The organism is Streptococcus infantis (assembly GCF_964243025.1).
Taxonomy (GTDB): domain Bacteria; phylum Bacillota; class Bacilli; order Lactobacillales; family Streptococcaceae; genus Streptococcus; species Streptococcus infantis_N.
Window position 1 is genome coordinate 174326 of the sequence record NZ_CAXTDJ010000001.1, and the last position, 14709, is coordinate 189034.

At 37.3% G+C, this 14709-nt stretch carries 15 protein-coding genes, 1 tRNA gene and 1 riboswitch; of the genes, 11 read left to right on the forward strand and 5 right to left on the reverse strand.

Features of this window, described 5'->3' with window-relative positions; genetic code table 11:
* Positions 1 to 61: 61 nt before the first annotated feature.
* Genes yycF through walJ form a run of 3 tightly spaced genes read left to right on the forward strand, consistent with a single transcriptional unit; the run spans position 62 to position 2919 of the window.
* Positions 62 to 766 carry a response regulator YycF gene (yycF, locus tag ACESNQ_RS00825; protein ID WP_004252689.1) on the forward strand — a complete coding sequence of 235 codons (705 nt, stop codon included), beginning with the start codon at positions 62 to 64 and terminating at the stop codon, positions 764 to 766.
* Entirely contained in the window at positions 759 to 2108 is a 1350-nt protein-coding gene (vicK, locus tag ACESNQ_RS00830) for a cell wall metabolism sensor histidine kinase VicK (RefSeq protein ID WP_373074276.1), read from the forward strand. Before yycF ends, vicK begins: the two co-directional genes overlap by 8 nt.
* 1 nt (position 2109) lies before the next feature.
* Positions 2110 to 2919: an exodeoxyribonuclease WalJ gene (gene walJ / locus ACESNQ_RS00835; protein WP_074324708.1), complete on the forward strand. Its 810-nt coding sequence runs from the start codon at positions 2110 to 2112 to the stop codon at positions 2917 to 2919.
* Positions 2920 to 2953: 34 nt separating this feature from the next.
* Here the strand turns inward: walJ and ACESNQ_RS00840 are convergent, their stop codons facing one another.
* Both ACESNQ_RS00840 and ACESNQ_RS00845 read right to left on the reverse strand, forming a co-directional pair.
* On the reverse strand, positions 2954 to 3301 hold the full coding sequence (locus ACESNQ_RS00840; RefSeq protein WP_074324707.1) for a DUF6568 family protein: 348 nt from the start codon (positions 3299 to 3301) through the stop codon (positions 2954 to 2956).
* 106 nt (positions 3302 to 3407) lie between these two features.
* A complete protein-coding gene (locus tag ACESNQ_RS00845) occupies positions 3408 to 5126 on the reverse strand; it encodes a phospho-sugar mutase (protein ID WP_373074279.1) in 1719 nt (572 codons plus the stop codon).
* Positions 5127 to 5366: 240 nt separating this feature from the next.
* On the opposite strand from ACESNQ_RS00845, the gene ACESNQ_RS00850 reads away from it, so the two are divergent.
* A complete protein-coding gene (locus ACESNQ_RS00850; RefSeq protein WP_373074281.1) occupies positions 5367 to 6605 on the forward strand; it encodes a DUF4352 domain-containing protein in 1239 nt (412 codons plus the stop codon).
* 79 nt (positions 6606 to 6684) lie between these two features.
* The gene (locus ACESNQ_RS00855) at positions 6685 to 8586 is read left to right on the forward strand and encodes an ABC-F family ATP-binding cassette domain-containing protein (RefSeq protein WP_373074283.1); all 1902 of its coding nucleotides are present in this window, start codon (positions 6685 to 6687) and stop codon (positions 8584 to 8586) included.
* A gap of 64 nt (positions 8587 to 8650) precedes the next feature.
* Here the strand turns inward: ACESNQ_RS00855 and ACESNQ_RS00860 are convergent.
* The 3 genes from ACESNQ_RS00860 to ACESNQ_RS00870 form a co-directional block, all read right to left on the reverse strand.
* A tRNA-Arg gene (locus ACESNQ_RS00860) sits at positions 8651 to 8722 on the reverse strand.
* Between the two features lie 108 nt (positions 8723 to 8830).
* A complete protein-coding gene (mscL, locus tag ACESNQ_RS00865) occupies positions 8831 to 9211 on the reverse strand; it encodes a large conductance mechanosensitive channel protein MscL (RefSeq protein ID WP_373074285.1) in 381 nt (126 codons plus the stop codon).
* Between the two features lie 70 nt (positions 9212 to 9281).
* Positions 9282 to 9716, reverse strand: a complete 435-nt coding sequence (locus ACESNQ_RS00870; RefSeq protein WP_006148438.1) for a GtrA family protein — start codon at positions 9714 to 9716, stop codon at positions 9282 to 9284.
* A 28-nt stretch (positions 9717 to 9744) separates the two neighbouring features.
* Positions 9745 to 9842: riboswitch (PreQ1 riboswitch) on the forward strand.
* On the opposite strand from ACESNQ_RS00870, the gene ACESNQ_RS00875 reads away from it, so the two are divergent.
* The 6 genes from ACESNQ_RS00875 to ACESNQ_RS00900 all read left to right on the forward strand — a co-directional run bounded on the left by ACESNQ_RS00875 (position 9840) and on the right by ACESNQ_RS00900 (position 14703).
* Positions 9840 to 10349, forward strand: coding sequence for a QueT transporter family protein (locus ACESNQ_RS00875; RefSeq protein ID WP_373074287.1), 510 nt, complete (start codon positions 9840 to 9842; stop codon positions 10347 to 10349). (Overlaps the previous riboswitch by 3 nt.)
* Positions 10350 to 10464: 115 nt before the next feature.
* Entirely contained in the window at positions 10465 to 10884 is a 420-nt protein-coding gene (locus ACESNQ_RS00880; protein WP_373074289.1) for a hypothetical protein, read from the forward strand.
* 90 nt (positions 10885 to 10974) lie between these two features.
* Positions 10975 to 11772 carry a formate/nitrite transporter family protein gene (locus tag ACESNQ_RS00885; protein WP_195184297.1) on the forward strand — a complete coding sequence of 266 codons (798 nt, stop codon included), beginning with the start codon at positions 10975 to 10977 and terminating at the stop codon, positions 11770 to 11772.
* An 80-nt stretch (positions 11773 to 11852) separates the two neighbouring features.
* Positions 11853 to 13127 carry a DUF2130 domain-containing protein gene (locus ACESNQ_RS00890; protein WP_373074292.1) on the forward strand — a complete coding sequence of 425 codons (1275 nt, stop codon included), beginning with the start codon at positions 11853 to 11855 and terminating at the stop codon, positions 13125 to 13127.
* Between the two features lie 11 nt (positions 13128 to 13138).
* Positions 13139 to 14017: a tRNA pseudouridine(55) synthase TruB gene (gene truB / locus ACESNQ_RS00895; RefSeq protein ID WP_373074294.1), complete on the forward strand. Its 879-nt coding sequence runs from the start codon at positions 13139 to 13141 to the stop codon at positions 14015 to 14017.
* Positions 14018 to 14211: 194 nt separating this feature from the next.
* A complete protein-coding gene (locus ACESNQ_RS00900) occupies positions 14212 to 14703 on the forward strand; it encodes a DUF536 domain-containing protein (RefSeq protein ID WP_004252719.1) in 492 nt (163 codons plus the stop codon).
* Positions 14704 to 14709: the final 6 nt, after the last annotated feature.

Consider the following 14709-nt stretch of genomic DNA (forward strand, 5'->3'; position numbering starts at 1 on the left):
AGTCTTTCGTGTCTTCTTTGCATTTTTTTGGTATAATTGATATAAGGAAAAAGGTGACTATATGAAAAAAATATTGATTGTAGATGATGAAAAACCAATCTCAGATATTATTAAGTTTAATATGACCAAGGAAGGTTATGAGGTTGTTACAGCCTTTAATGGACGCGAAGCCATCGAATTGTTTGAAGCTGAGAAACCAGATATTATTATTTTGGATTTGATGCTTCCAGAAATTGATGGTCTAGAAGTGGCTAAAACAATTCGCAAGACAAGTAGTGTTCCAATTATCATGCTTTCAGCAAAAGATAGTGAGTTTGACAAGGTTATTGGTCTTGAACTTGGTGCGGATGATTATGTGACCAAGCCATTTTCAAACCGTGAGCTACAAGCGCGTGTGAAGGCTCTTCTTCGTCGTACGGAGTTAGTTGCAGTAGATAACCAAGAGGAAGATACTAAATTGCAAAGTCTTCAAATCAGGGATTTAGAGATTCTTCCAGATGCTTATGTAGCCAAAAAATATGGAGAAGAATTGGACTTAACTCACAGAGAGTTTGAGTTGTTGCATCACTTAGCTTCTCATCTTGGTCAAGTTATTACCCGTGAACATCTCCTTGAGACTGTTTGGGGTTATGATTATTTTGGTGATGTTCGTACTGTCGATGTTACCATTAGACGTCTACGTGAGAAGATTGAAGACACACCAAGTAGACCTGAATATATCTTAACTCGTCGTGGTGTGGGTTATTATATGAGAAATAATGATTGATATAATTAAACAAACAATTTTAACCAGAGATTTCGTCTTTGTACTCATATTAATTGGTTTTATTATGCTTGTTAGCTTTCTCTTGCTTGAAGGCCGTAGAGATAATATTCGACTCAAACAGTTAAATCAAAAGATTAAAGATTTAATTGCTGGTGATTATTCTCAGGTATTAGATATGCAGGGGAATACTGAAATCACTAACATTACGAATAACTTAAATGATTTGTCTGAAGTTATTCGTCTAACTCAAGAAAACCTTGAGCAGGAAAGTAAAAGATTGCATAGTATCCTATCATACATGACTGATGGGGTTCTAGCAACCAATCGTCGTGGTCAAATCACTATGATTAACGATATGGCTAAAAGACAACTCGGAGTTGAAAGTGATGACGCGCTCAATCAAAACATTTTAGAGTTACTCAAGATTGAAGATGAGTACGAGCTTAGAGACTTAATTACGCAAAGTCCTGAAATGATGATTTATTCCCAAAATGTAAATGGGGAGTATATTAGTTTGCGTGTGCGTTTTGCCTTGATTCGTAGAGAGTCTGGCTTTATCTCTGGTTTGGTAGCAGTTCTACATGATACGACTGAACAAGAGAAGGAAGAACGCGAGAGAAGACTATTCGTTTCAAACGTTAGTCATGAATTGCGAACTCCATTGACCAGTGTCAAATCTTACCTAGAGGCCTTGGATGAGGGTGCATTATATGAACCTGTTGCTCCTGATTTTATCAAAGTATCTCTAAATGAGACCAACCGTATGATGCGAATGGTAACGGACCTCTTGCATCTTTCGCGTATTGATAATGCAACTAGCCATTTAGATGTTGAATTGATTAACTTTACAGCTTTCATTACGTTTATCCTAAACCGTTTCGATAAGATGCGATCTCAGGATCAAGAAAAGAAATACGAGTTGGTTCGAGATTATCCAATTACATCTGTCTGGATTGAAATTGATACAGACAAGATGACCCAGGTAATCGATAATATTCTTAATAATGCCATCAAGTATTCGCCTGATGGTGGAAAAATTACGGTTAGCATGAAAACCACTGATGACCAGATGATTTTATCGATTTCGGATCAAGGACTTGGAATTCCTAAAGAAGATTTACCGAAGATTTTTGACCGTTTCTACAGGGTTGATAAGGCTAGAAGTCGTGCCCAAGGTGGGACTGGTTTAGGTCTTGCTATAGCAAAAGAAATCATCAAGCAACACAATGGATTTATCTGGGCCAAGAGTGAATACGGTAAGGGTTCAACCTTTACCATTGTTCTTCCTTATGATAATGATGCTGTAAAAGAAGAAGTATGGGAGGATGAAGTAGAAGACTAGAATGAGTGAAACAGGCTTTAAATATAGTATTTTAGCATCGGGTTCTAGTGGAAATTCCTTCTATCTAGAAACCCCTAAGAAAAAGATTTTAGTGGATGCCGGTTTATCTGGTAAAAAAATTACAAGCTTATTGGGTGAAATCAATCGTAAACCAGAAGATTTGGATGCTATTTTGATTACGCATGAGCATGTTGACCATATACATGGTGTTGGAGTTTTAGCTCGTAAGTATGGCATGGATCTTTACGCCAATGAAAAGACCTGGCAAGCTATGGAAAATAGTAAGTATCTAGGTAAAGTTGACTCTTCACAAAAGCATATCTTTGAAATGGGGAAAACCAAAACATTTGGAGATATCGACATTGAGAGTTTTGGAGTTAGCCATGATGCAGTTGCTCCCCAATTCTACCGTTTTATGAAGGATGACAAGAGCTTTGTTATGCTGACGGATACAGGTTATGTTAGTGACCGTATGGCTGGCATTGTCGAGAATGCCGATGGCTACTTGATTGAGTCTAATCATGATGTTGAAATCCTGCGAGCAGGATCTTACGCATGGCGACTCAAACAACGAATCCTGTCTGACCTTGGTCACCTCTCAAATGAAGATGGAGCAGACGCTATGATTCGCACACTAGGAAATCGTACCAAGAAGATTTACCTAGGCCATCTATCCAAGGAAAATAATATCAAGGAGCTAGCCCACATGACCATGGTCAATCAGCTAGCTCAAGCAGATCTAGGAGTAGGGGTGGATTTTCAAGTTTACGATACGTCTCCAGACACTGCAACACCACTAACAGACATATAAAAAAGAAGGCAGACGCCTTCTTTTTTATATATTTTTACAATCCAGCAAATTCTTTGATTTCTTGAGCTGACATTGAAGAATCACAACGGACCTTAATCTCACCATCTTCAACATGAACAAAACCTGGTACAGTTGGGATTTCGTAACGTGATCGGAAGTCTTGCAATGCATCTAGTTGACTTGGTTCTTCACTATTGATGAAATAGATGTGTGCTTTTGTTTCAGCTACCACACCAGCCAAAGTGCCAGCAAATTTACGGCAGTAAGGGCAAGTCTTGCGTCCAACAAAGAAAGTCGCTGTTTCTTTTTTGTCGATGGCTTCTTGTGCACGCTCAACAGTTGTAACTTCAAGATCTTTAATATCTTCTAAAAATTGTTCCATGAGATTACCTCGCTTTCTTATAAATCTAGTATGCCATAAAGGACGAAAAATTGCTGTATTTTGATACGAAAAAAGATGAGATTAGTTGATCTCATCTTTTAATTGTTTATTTTACAAAAGCATTGATTTCATCTTCGATATTAGCAATCTTAGCTTGTGAATCTTCGTTGCTTTCACTAACAACGGCAATGTAGAACTTGATTTTTGGTTCAGTACCTGAAGGACGAACTGCAATCCATGAACCATCTGCAAGAGTGTATTTCAATACATCACTTGGGGGAGTAGTCAAGGCTGTTACAGTGCCATCAGCGGCAGTAGAAGTTTGTGCTTTGAAGTCTTCTACGACAGTGATTTCTGTTGAGTTCCATTCTTTCGGAGCATTGTTGCGGAATTTAGCCATAATCGCTTTGATTTGCTCAGCACCATCGACACCTGAGAGAGTTACAGAGATGGTTTTTTCTGCGTAGTAGCCGTATTCTTTGTAAATTTCTTCGATACCGTCAGCAAGTGTCAAACCGCGTGAACGGTAGTAAGCAGCAAGTTCAGCAACGACAAGAACTGCTTGGATGGCATCTTTATCACGTACGAATGGCTTAATCAAGTAACCGAAGCTTTCTTCAAATCCCATCATGTAAGTGTGATTGTGTTTTTCTTCGAATTCTTGAATTTTTTCAGCGATAAATTTGAAACCAGTCAAAACGTTGAACATAGTTGCGCCGTAGCTTTCAGCAATCTTCGTTACCAAGTCAGTTGAAACGATAGATTTACATAGGGCTGCATTTTCAGGAAGAGTTCCAGCGTTTTTGTGAGCTTCCAAGATGTATTTAGCCATGATAGCACCGATTTGGTTACCTGAAAGGTTGAGGTAGCTACTATCTTTTTGAAGAACTTCAACACCAACACGGTCAGCGTCTGGGTCAGTTGCAACAAGCACATCAGCCCCTACTTGGCGACCAAGTTCTTCTGCAAGTGCAAAGGCTGCTTGGCTCTCTGGGTTTGGAGATTTTACAGTTGAGAAGTCTGGGTCTGGAGTTGCTTGAGCTTCAACGACCTGAACAGAGTCAAATCCTGCTTGAGCAAGAGCGCGACGAGCCAACATTTCACCAGTACCATGGAGTGGAGTGTAGACAATTTTCATGTCCTTACCAAATTCTTCAATTAAGGCAGGGTTGATGTTGACATCTTTTACTTCTTTGAGGTATTCAGCATCAATAGCTTCACCGATAACTTTAATCAAACCAGATGCTTTTTCAGCTTCAACATCAGCAACTTCAACTGCAAATGGATTGTCGATAGCACGGATGTAGGTTGTCAAAGCATCCGCATCGTGTGGAGGCATTTGTCCACCATCTTCACCGTAAACCTTGTATCCGTTAAACGGAGCAGGGTTGTGGCTAGCTGTAATCATGATCCCTGCAAAACAGTTGAGGTGACGAACAGCAAATGAAAGTTCTGGAGTTGGACGGAGACTTTCAAAGACATAGGATTTAATACCGTGTTTTGCAAGAACGGCTGCTGATTCAAAGGCGAATTCTGGAGAGAAGTGACGGCTATCGTAGGCGATGGCTACACCACGTTCTTTTTCATTTCCACCTTTAGATTCAATCAAACGAGCCAAACCTTCAGTTGCTTGGCGAACCACATAAATGTTAATGCGATTGGTACCTGCACCAATCAATCCACGCATACCAGCAGTACCGAATTCAAGGTTTGTGTAAAAGGCATCTTCTTTTGTTTTTTCATCCATGCTTTCCAAATCACGACGAAGGTAATCTGGTAGATCAGCAAAATCAGCCCATTTTTGGAAGTTTTCTTGATAAGTCATTGAAATTCTCCTTATTTGTTATTAGTATTAACCGTTTACATTATAGCATTTTTTAAAGTTTTAGTAAAACGTTAGCGTGACTCAGTTCTTTGAAAATAAGTTTCATTTTAATCATAGAATGAGTAGAAATTTATTATATTTAAAAATTTACAATATTTTTAAAGCGATTTCCTTTTTTTAGTTTGAAAATTATTTACTATATGTTACAATATAGTAAATAATAAAAGGAGATTTTCTATTATGAAAAAAGTTCTTAAGTACTCAGCTTTAGTTTTAACTGCTTTAGCATTGGTAGCTTGTGGAAATAGTAAAAAAGCAAGTGACAATGGTACTGCATCTAATTCAAACTTTGAAGTTTCTGTTAAAGACGGTATGTATGTTCTTCCTAAAGATGAAGATTCAAATTCACACTACCTTGCTCTTCAAGTAGAAATTAAAAATAATCGTGATAAACAGTTTAGCTTTACTAGCCATGATATCACGCTTTATAACGAAAAAGACGAAAAAGTTGAACCAATTAATATTTATGAGTCAGACAGTAAAACTAAATTTATGTCATACGGAGATAGCATCTCTAAAGGCAAGAGTGTTGCTGGTTATGTAGTTTATGAAGTTGATAAAGATGCAAAATATGAACTTCACTTTGCCCCAAGCTTTTACGATGATGTAAAAGAAAATCAAAAAGGTAAAAATGACGTAGCTATCAAGGTTGATCCAAGTCAATACGAAGACAATATTGATGAAGCCAAAGAAGCTATGAAAAAATATGTTGATGCTGTTTACCTAGATGGTGAAAATACTGGTGGTGCATCAAACGTAAGCTTTACTAATGATAAAACTCAAATCGTCGCACTTGAAGATAAAAAATCAGACAACAAGAAATCAGATGATAAGAAATCTGATGAAAAGAAAGATGATAAAAAATCAGATGACAAAAAATCAGATGACAAAAAATCTTCAAACGATTCTGATGTGATCACAAATGACGTGAAGGCTGATAGAGAAGAATTTATCAAGAAATTCATCGAGTCATTCGGTAAAGGATTCTACAACTACAAACCTTCTGATTCTGAACTTCGTACATTTGCAGAAGCATATATCAAAGCAAATGCAAAACGAGCAAAAGTTGATTACAAAGTAAAAACTTATTTACCAGACTATGCAGTTGTCTATGTAAGACCAGAAACAATCGACTTGGATAACTTAAATGTTTATGAATTGAGCCGTAAATTCTACGACGAAAACAAAGGTAAATACAGCAGCTACTCAGAAGCTATGAAAGCTGGTGAGAAGTACATTTTAGAAAATGCACCAAGTCAATTTGATTCAACTCCTCTTGATACTAGCGATAATATGCAAAAAGAAGGGTACGAAATCAAGATGACTAAGAAAGACGGTAAATGGACAATCGACACATCTTCTAAGAACTATAACTTAAAAGATATGGCACGTACATTCCGTGGTGGTATTGGTTATTAATATCTAAAAGTTCGAGTTTAAAGCTCGAACTTTTTTTATTTGAATTGTTAAAAACAGAAAAAGATAGTAAAATAGTTACATGATTATTTTACAAGCTAATAAAATCGAACGTTCTTTTGCAGGCGATGTTCTATTTGAAAATATTAATCTACAAGTAGATGAAAGAGATCGTATTGCTCTCGTTGGGAAAAATGGAGCAGGTAAGTCGACACTATTAAAGATATTAGTCGGGGAAGAAGAACCAACATCAGGTGAGATTAATAAGAAAAAAGACATTTCTCTTTCTTACTTAGCACAGGATAGTCGATTTGAATCCGAAAATACTATCTATGACGAGATGCTTCACGTCTTTGACGACTTACGTACTACTGAAAGACAACTTCGCCAAATGGAGCTAGAGATGGGGGAAAAGACAGGAGCAGATCTCGATAAGCTCATGTCAGACTACGATCGTCTATCTGAAGAATTCCGTCAGGCTGGAGGATTTACCTATGAAGCTGATATTCGCGCCATTTTAAATGGTTTTAAGTTTGATGAGTCTATGTGGCAGATGAAAATAGCCGAGCTTTCTGGAGGTCAAAATACAAGATTAGCCCTAGCCAAAATGCTCCTTGAAAAGCCAAATCTCTTGGTTTTGGATGAGCCGACCAACCACCTGGATATTGAAACCATTGCCTGGTTAGAAAACTATCTGGTTAATTACAGTGGTGCCTTGATAATTGTTAGTCACGACCGTTATTTTCTCGATAAGGTAGCAACCATAACGCTCGACTTAACCAAACATTCTTTAGATAGATACGTAGGGAACTACTCAAGCTTTGTGGAGCAGAAAGAGCAGAAGTTACTGACTGAAGCTAAGAACTACGAAAAGCAACAGAAGGAAATTGCTGCTTTAGAAGACTTTGTTAACCGAAATCTCGTTCGAGCATCGACAACCAAGCGTGCTCAATCTAGACGTAAACAACTGGAAAAGATGGAGCGTTTAGAGAAGCCTGAAGCTGGGAATAAATCAGCCAATATGACCTTTCACTCTGATAAAACATCTGGTAATATTGTGCTGACAGTTGAGAATGCTGCTATTGGATATGATGGAGAAATATTATCAGAGCCTATCAACCTCGACCTTCGTAAGATGAATGCCGTAGCAGTTGTAGGTCCGAATGGGATTGGAAAGACAACCTTTATCAAGTCTATTGTTGATCAGATTCCTTTTATAAAGGGTGAGAAGCGTTTCGGTGCAAATGTTGAAGTTGGCTACTATGACCAAACTCAAAGTAAGTTGACACCAAGCAATACAGTTTTAGATGAACTTTGGAATGATTTTAGATTGACACCAGAAGTGGAAATTCGAAATCGTTTAGGCGCCTTCCTTTTTTCAGGTGATGATGTTAAGAAATCAGTTGGTATGCTATCAGGTGGAGAGAAAGCTCGCTTGTTACTGGCTAAACTATCAATGGAAAATAATAACTTCTTGATACTTGACGAGCCGACCAACCATTTGGATATTGATAGTAAGGAAGTTCTGGAAAATGCACTGATTAACTTTGATGGGACTCTTCTATTTGTCAGCCATGACCGTTATTTTATCAATCGTGTCGCTACACATGTTCTAGAATTATCTGAGAACGGGTCAACCCTCTATCTGGGAGATTATGACTATTATGTGGAGAAAAAAACAGAGCTAGCAACTTCTAAAGAAGTGGAATTAGAGGCTATCAATCAAGAGAAGGAAAGTTCTTCTCTTAATGATTACCAAGTTCAGAAGGAGACACAAAAAGAGCTTCGTAAGCTAATGAAACAAATTGTAAGTCTTGAGACAGAAATTGAAGAACTTGAAATTCAAGCTCAAGATATCTCAGAGCAAATGCTAACTAGCAATGATGCCGATGAACTCATGCAATTACAAGCAGAACTTGATAAGATTAGTCAACGTCAGGAAGAAGCTATGCTGGAGTGGGAAGAACTATCGGAGCAGGTATAGATATCAATAAAAAAGCAGTGATAATACACTGCTTTTTCAATTATTAATAATATTTTATCTATAATCCACCCTGAGGGAATCGAACCCCCATCTCAAGAACCGGAATCTTACGTGATATCCATTACACTAAGGGTGGAAACTTCCCTCATTATATCAAAAAATATGGTGTAACTCAAGAGTCATCTAAAAGATGAAATATAACAATAAAAAAGGATTTAGACAAGATCTAAATCCTTTTGAATGTTTATTTTTTTTCAAGAAGTGCTTTGATTTCTTGAAGAACTTCCAATTCAGTTGGACCTGCTGGAGCTTCTTCAGCAACTTCTTCTTTCTTACGAAGGTTTTGAGCTTTTTCAATAGCTTTAATCATGAAGAAGAGAACAGTACCAATTACAACGAAGTTGATAACAGCGCTCAAGAATTTACCATATGTAACACCATTCCATGCAAGCTCAGCGATGTTTTGTACATTCGCAGCTTCCAAGGCTGGGTTCAATAGAAGTGGAGTGATGATATCATTAACAAATGAAGTTACGATAGCACCAAATGCAGTGGCGATGATCACACCGACAGCAAGGTCTACGACATTACCGCGGAGCAAAAATGCTTTAAGATCTTTTAACATTTTCTTTTTCCTTTCGAAATTTTTCAGACTAGATTATATCGTATATTTATATTAAATGCAAGAAAAGTGCTTATTTTTTTTTAAATACAAAAAGCTTACTAAAAACGTAGTTGAGAACAACCATCGTAACCTGTGCAATAAAGATTTCAACTGTATTAATTGTATTAATATCATTTCCAACAAAGTAACCAATAATTTGTGGGAAGCTTGTCACAAAAATAAAAGTTAGTAGAAGATCCAATAAAAAGGTGATAAGTCTTGCAGAGGTAAATTTAATTAATCGATTAAACCAGTTTTTTCTTTCTTGCTTAAATACAAATGTGTCATTTGTAAAGAAAGCAAATAGGATTCCAGCAATATTTCCCAAGGCAGTCGCAACTAACTCTTGCTGAGTAAGATAAAAGATGACGATGCGGACAAATATTGATACTACGGTAGTCGCAACTCCAAAAAATAGATAGGATAAAATCTCGTTATCAAAGAATTTTTTTATATATGTTTTCATAAGATTAGTATAGCATAAAGCTGATAAATGTGCTATACTTGTAAAGTTGACTTGCTCAACCCTTGGTGCTTAGCTTCTTTCACCAAGCATATTACACGCGGGATAGCCGCTAAAGGAGAAAATATGAAAAAACTTACTGTCCGTGATTTGGCAGATATTGCCATTGTCGCAGCTATTTATGTGGTGTTGACAATCACTCCACCACTCAATGCCATCAGTTATGGTGCCTATCAGTTCCGTATTTCTGAAATGATGAACTTCCTAGCCTTTTACAATCCTAAGTACATTATCGGTGTTACTATTGGATGTATGATTGCTAATTTCTTCAGTTTTGGACTCATTGATGTCGCTGTAGGTGGAGGATCAACTCTTGTCTTCCTAAGCTTAGGAGTTTGCTTGTTCAGTAAATATAGTAAAGACTATCTTTTTAATAGATTGATTCGAAAAGATCATTTCTTCTTTTCAATTCTATTTTCAATTTCAATGATCACCATTGCTGCTGAATTGAACATTGTAGCAGAAGCACCATTCTTCTTTACATGGTTCACTACTGGTATCGGAGAATTCGCTTCACTAATTGTCGGTGCGATTATCATTGGTAAAATTGGTCAACGTATTGATTTGACTAGATAAAGATATCTTATCAACCATTCGTAAAAAGGGCTGAACTTTGTTCAGCCTTTTTCTTTATCTATACAATAGATGCTCATTAAAAGTGGTATAATAGGGTAAAAAAGGAAGTTCGATTATGCTAGATTATTTAATGACTGGGATAAAAGCGATGCTGAAAAGCTCGGTTTTGACTTTTGCTATTTCCTTTGTATCCTTCCTTCTTTTATTGGTTCTTTGGCGTCGTTATGTCATTGTGCGTCAAAGTGGTGGAAACTTTTTCGCCCCGTTTCATATTGCTAAGGGAAGATTTTATATCCATAATGCTTATGTTTTTAGAAAGCGCATTATACCACTGAATAATATTAAAAAGATTGAGGTCCATTTTATCCCAAGTGTTAAATTGAATGGAGCTAGATATTTTTTGACTATCGAACAAAAGAGCGGAAATTCTCTAGCCTTTTTCTTTGGCAAATCAAAAGAGAATGATCAACTAGTCAATAACTTAAAGAATGAAACAAGAAAGTACAATATCAAGATCCGTATTTTAGAATCATAGATTTTAATTTTTTTTTAAAATTTCAGAAAGCCTTTCCATAAAGTTGATTTTATGTTATAATATTCACAAATAAAAGTTTTAGGAGTTTATATGGTCTCATCAGAATTTATTTCAAAAATCGAATTTGCTTGTAAGAAAAAGGAAAGTCTTTACAGTCAAAGTAAATTCAAATATGCAATTCGCTCAATGTTTGCGGGTGCTTTCTTAACTTTCAGTACAGCAGCAGGAGCCGTTGGTGCAGATTTGATTAATAAGATTGCACCAGGTAGTGGACGCTTCCTTTTCCCGTTTGTTTTCGCTTGGGGACTAGCTTATATTGTCTTCTTGAATGCTGAGTTGGTAACTTCAAACATGATGTTCTTGACAGCGGGTAGTTTTTTGAAAAAAATTAGCTGGAGAAAAACAGCTGAAATTCTTCTATATTGTACTTTCTTTAACTTAATTGGTGCGCTTATCGCTGGTTGGGGATTTGCTCATTCAGCAGCTTACGCTAATCTAACACATGATAGCTTTATTTCTGGAGTTGTAGAAATGAAGTTGGGACGCTCTAATGAACTAGTTTTACTTGAAGGTATTCTAGCGAATATCTTTGTAAATATCGCCATTCTTTCATTTGTTTTAGTTAAGGATGGTGGAGCTAAACTTTGGTTGGTTCTTTCAGCTATTTATATGTTTGTATTTTTAACAAATGAGCACATCGCCGCAAACTTTGCTTCATTTGCAATTGTGAAGTTCAGTGTTGCTGCTGATTCAATCGCAAACTTCGGTATTGGAAATATTCTTCGTCACTGGGGTGTAACCTTTATTGGTAACTTTATAGGAGGTGGTCTACTGATGGGATTGCCTTATGCCTTCTTAAACAAGAACGAAGATACATACGTAGATTAAAAGTTGGATTGATTCCAACTTTTTCTTTTTGTTTTTCCATGCTATAATGAATGTAGTAATGTTAAATACAGAGGAAAATCATGAACGAAATTAAATGTCCAAATTGTGGGGAAGTTTTTACAGTTAATGAAAGCCAATATGCAGAGCTGATTTCTCAAGTTCGAACTGTAGAGTTTGATAAAGAATTGCATGAACGTATGAAGCAAGAGCTGGCCTTGGCTGAGCAAAAAGCCATGAATGAACAGCAGACAAAACTTGCGCAAAAAGACCAAGAAATTGCCCAACTTCAAAGTCAAATTCAGAACTTTGATACCGAAAAAGAATTGGCCAAAAAAGAAGTAGAGCAAAGTGCTAGTCAAAGTCTGCTAGAGAAAGAAAAAGAAGTTCAAGCACTGGAGAATCAGCTGGCTACCTTACGTTTGGAGCATGAGAATCAACTGCAAAAGACACTGTCTGATCTAGAGAAAGAAAGAGACCAGGTCAAAAATCAGCTCCTTTTACAAGAAAAAGAAAACGAGCTTTCTCTGACTTCAGTTAAGCAAAACTATGAAGCCCAACTTAAGGCGGCCAATGAGCAGGTTGAATTTTACAAGAATTTCAAGGCCCAACAATCAACCAAGGCAATTGGAGAAAGTTTGGAGCAGTATGCGGAGAGTGAGTTCAACAAGGTTCGTAGTTTTGCCTTTCCAAATGCTTACTTTGAAAAGGACAATAAAGTCTCAGCTCGTGGCTCTAAGGGCGATTTTATCTTCCGTGATTTTGATGAAAATGGCCTAGAATTCATTTCCATCATGTTTGAGATGAAAAATGAAGCTGATGGTACGGACAAGAAGCATAAGAATGCCGATTTCTACAAGGAGTTGGACAAGGATCGTCGGGATAAGAACTGTGAGTATGCTGTTTTGGTAAGTATGCTTGAAGCAGATAACGATTACTTTAATACAGGGATTGTGGATGTCAGCCACGAGTATGAGAAGATGTATGTCGTTCGTCCTCAGTTCTTTATCCAACTGATTGGACTCTTGCGTAATGCGGCTCTTAACTCTCTAAAATACAAGCAGGAGTTAGCGCTTATCCGAGAACAAAATATTGATATTACTCATTTTGAAGAAGACTTGGATGCTTTTAAGATTGCCTTTGCAAAGAACTACAATTCAGCATCTGTCAACTTCGGTAAGGCTATTGACGAAATCGATAAGGCCATCAAACGCATGGAAGAGGTCAAGAAATTCTTGACCACATCAGAAAACCAACTCCGCCTCGCTAATAATAAGCTGGACGATGTTTCCGTTAAAAAATTGACTCGTAAGAATCCGACTATGAAAGCAAAGTTTGATGCTTTGAAGAGGGAGTGAGAAAAAAACACATGAACGGTATTATCAACTTAAAGAAAGAAGCAGGCATGACCTCGCATGATGCGGTTTTTAAATTGCGTAAGATTTTAGGGACTAAGAAGATTGGTCATGGTGGGACCTTGGATCCTGATGTGGTTGGCGTTTTACCTATTGCAGTTGGTAAAGCTACGCGCATGGTAGAGTTTATGCAGGATGAGGGTAAGGTCTACGAGGGGGAAATCACTCTGGGATATTCTACAACGACCGAGGATGCTAGTGGAGAAGTTTTCGCAGAGACTCCTGTTTTGTCGCCACTGGATGAAAAGCTTGTCGATGAAGCAATTGCCAGTCTGACAGGGTCTATCACTCAAATCCCACCAATGTACTCAGCTGTCAAGGTAAATGGCCGCAAGCTCTATGAGTATGCGCGTGCTGGTCAGGAAGTCGAACGTCCAGAACGTCAGGTGACCATTTATAGTTTTGAAAGAACCAGTCCCATTTCTTACGAGGATAAACTTGCGCGTTTTACCTTCCGAGTAAAATGTAGCAAGGGAACCTATATTCGTACCTTATCGGTTGACTTGGGCGAGAAGCTTGGTTATGCAGCTCACATGTCTCATCTTACACGGACTAGTGCAGCTGGCTTGCAACTGAAAGATGCCCTAACTATAGAAGAAATTGCCCAAAAAGTAGAGGCTGGAAAACTAGATTTTCTCCATCCGCTTGAGATTGGGACAGGGGATTTAGTAAAAGTAAACTTGACTCCGGAGCAGGCAGAGGAAGTTCGTTTTGGTCGCTTTATTGAGTTAGAGCAAATCGAGAAAGAAGTTGCCGCTTTCGAAGGTGAGAAGCTACTTGCTATTATGGAGAAACGTGATCATCTCTACAAACCAAGAAAGGTTTTCTCTTAAGTATTTGGAAAAGCAATGATTTTTATTTACTAGTTTAAAGATGAGATGCTCTCATCTTTTTAAAATATTAGCCAATAAATAGTTTTTATATTTTATGTCTTAAAAAACCATTGAAAATACAGTGTTATTTGACAGTTTTGCTTACTTATGATAAGATTTAATTTAAGAAAAGCTAGAGAAAAATAGAGGATATTATGAGTATTGAAATGACTGTCAGTGAGATTGCTGAGGTCTTGGGACTATCCCGACAAGCAATCAATAATCGTGTCAAAGAATTACCAGAAGAAGATATTACAAAAAACGACAAGGGTGTTACTGTTGTTACTCGCAGTGGATTGATCAAACTTGAAGAAATCTACAAAAAGACTATCTTTGAAGATGAACCGGTTAGTGATGAAGTTAAGCAACGAGAACTCATGGAAATTCTTGTTGATGAAAAGAACGCTGAAATTATTCGTCTTTATGAGCAATTGAAAGCTAAAGATAAGCAACTGGCTGAAAAAGATGAACAGATGCGTGTCAAAGACCGCCAAATCGCTGAAAAAGATAAGCAATTGGACCAACAACAACAGTTAACTCTTCAAGCTATGAAGGATCAAGAAACACTTCAGTTGGAGTTGGATCAAGCTAAGCAAGAAGTTCAAGCATCGAAGAAAGGCTTCTTTGCTCGCTTATTTGGCAAATAAGAAAAA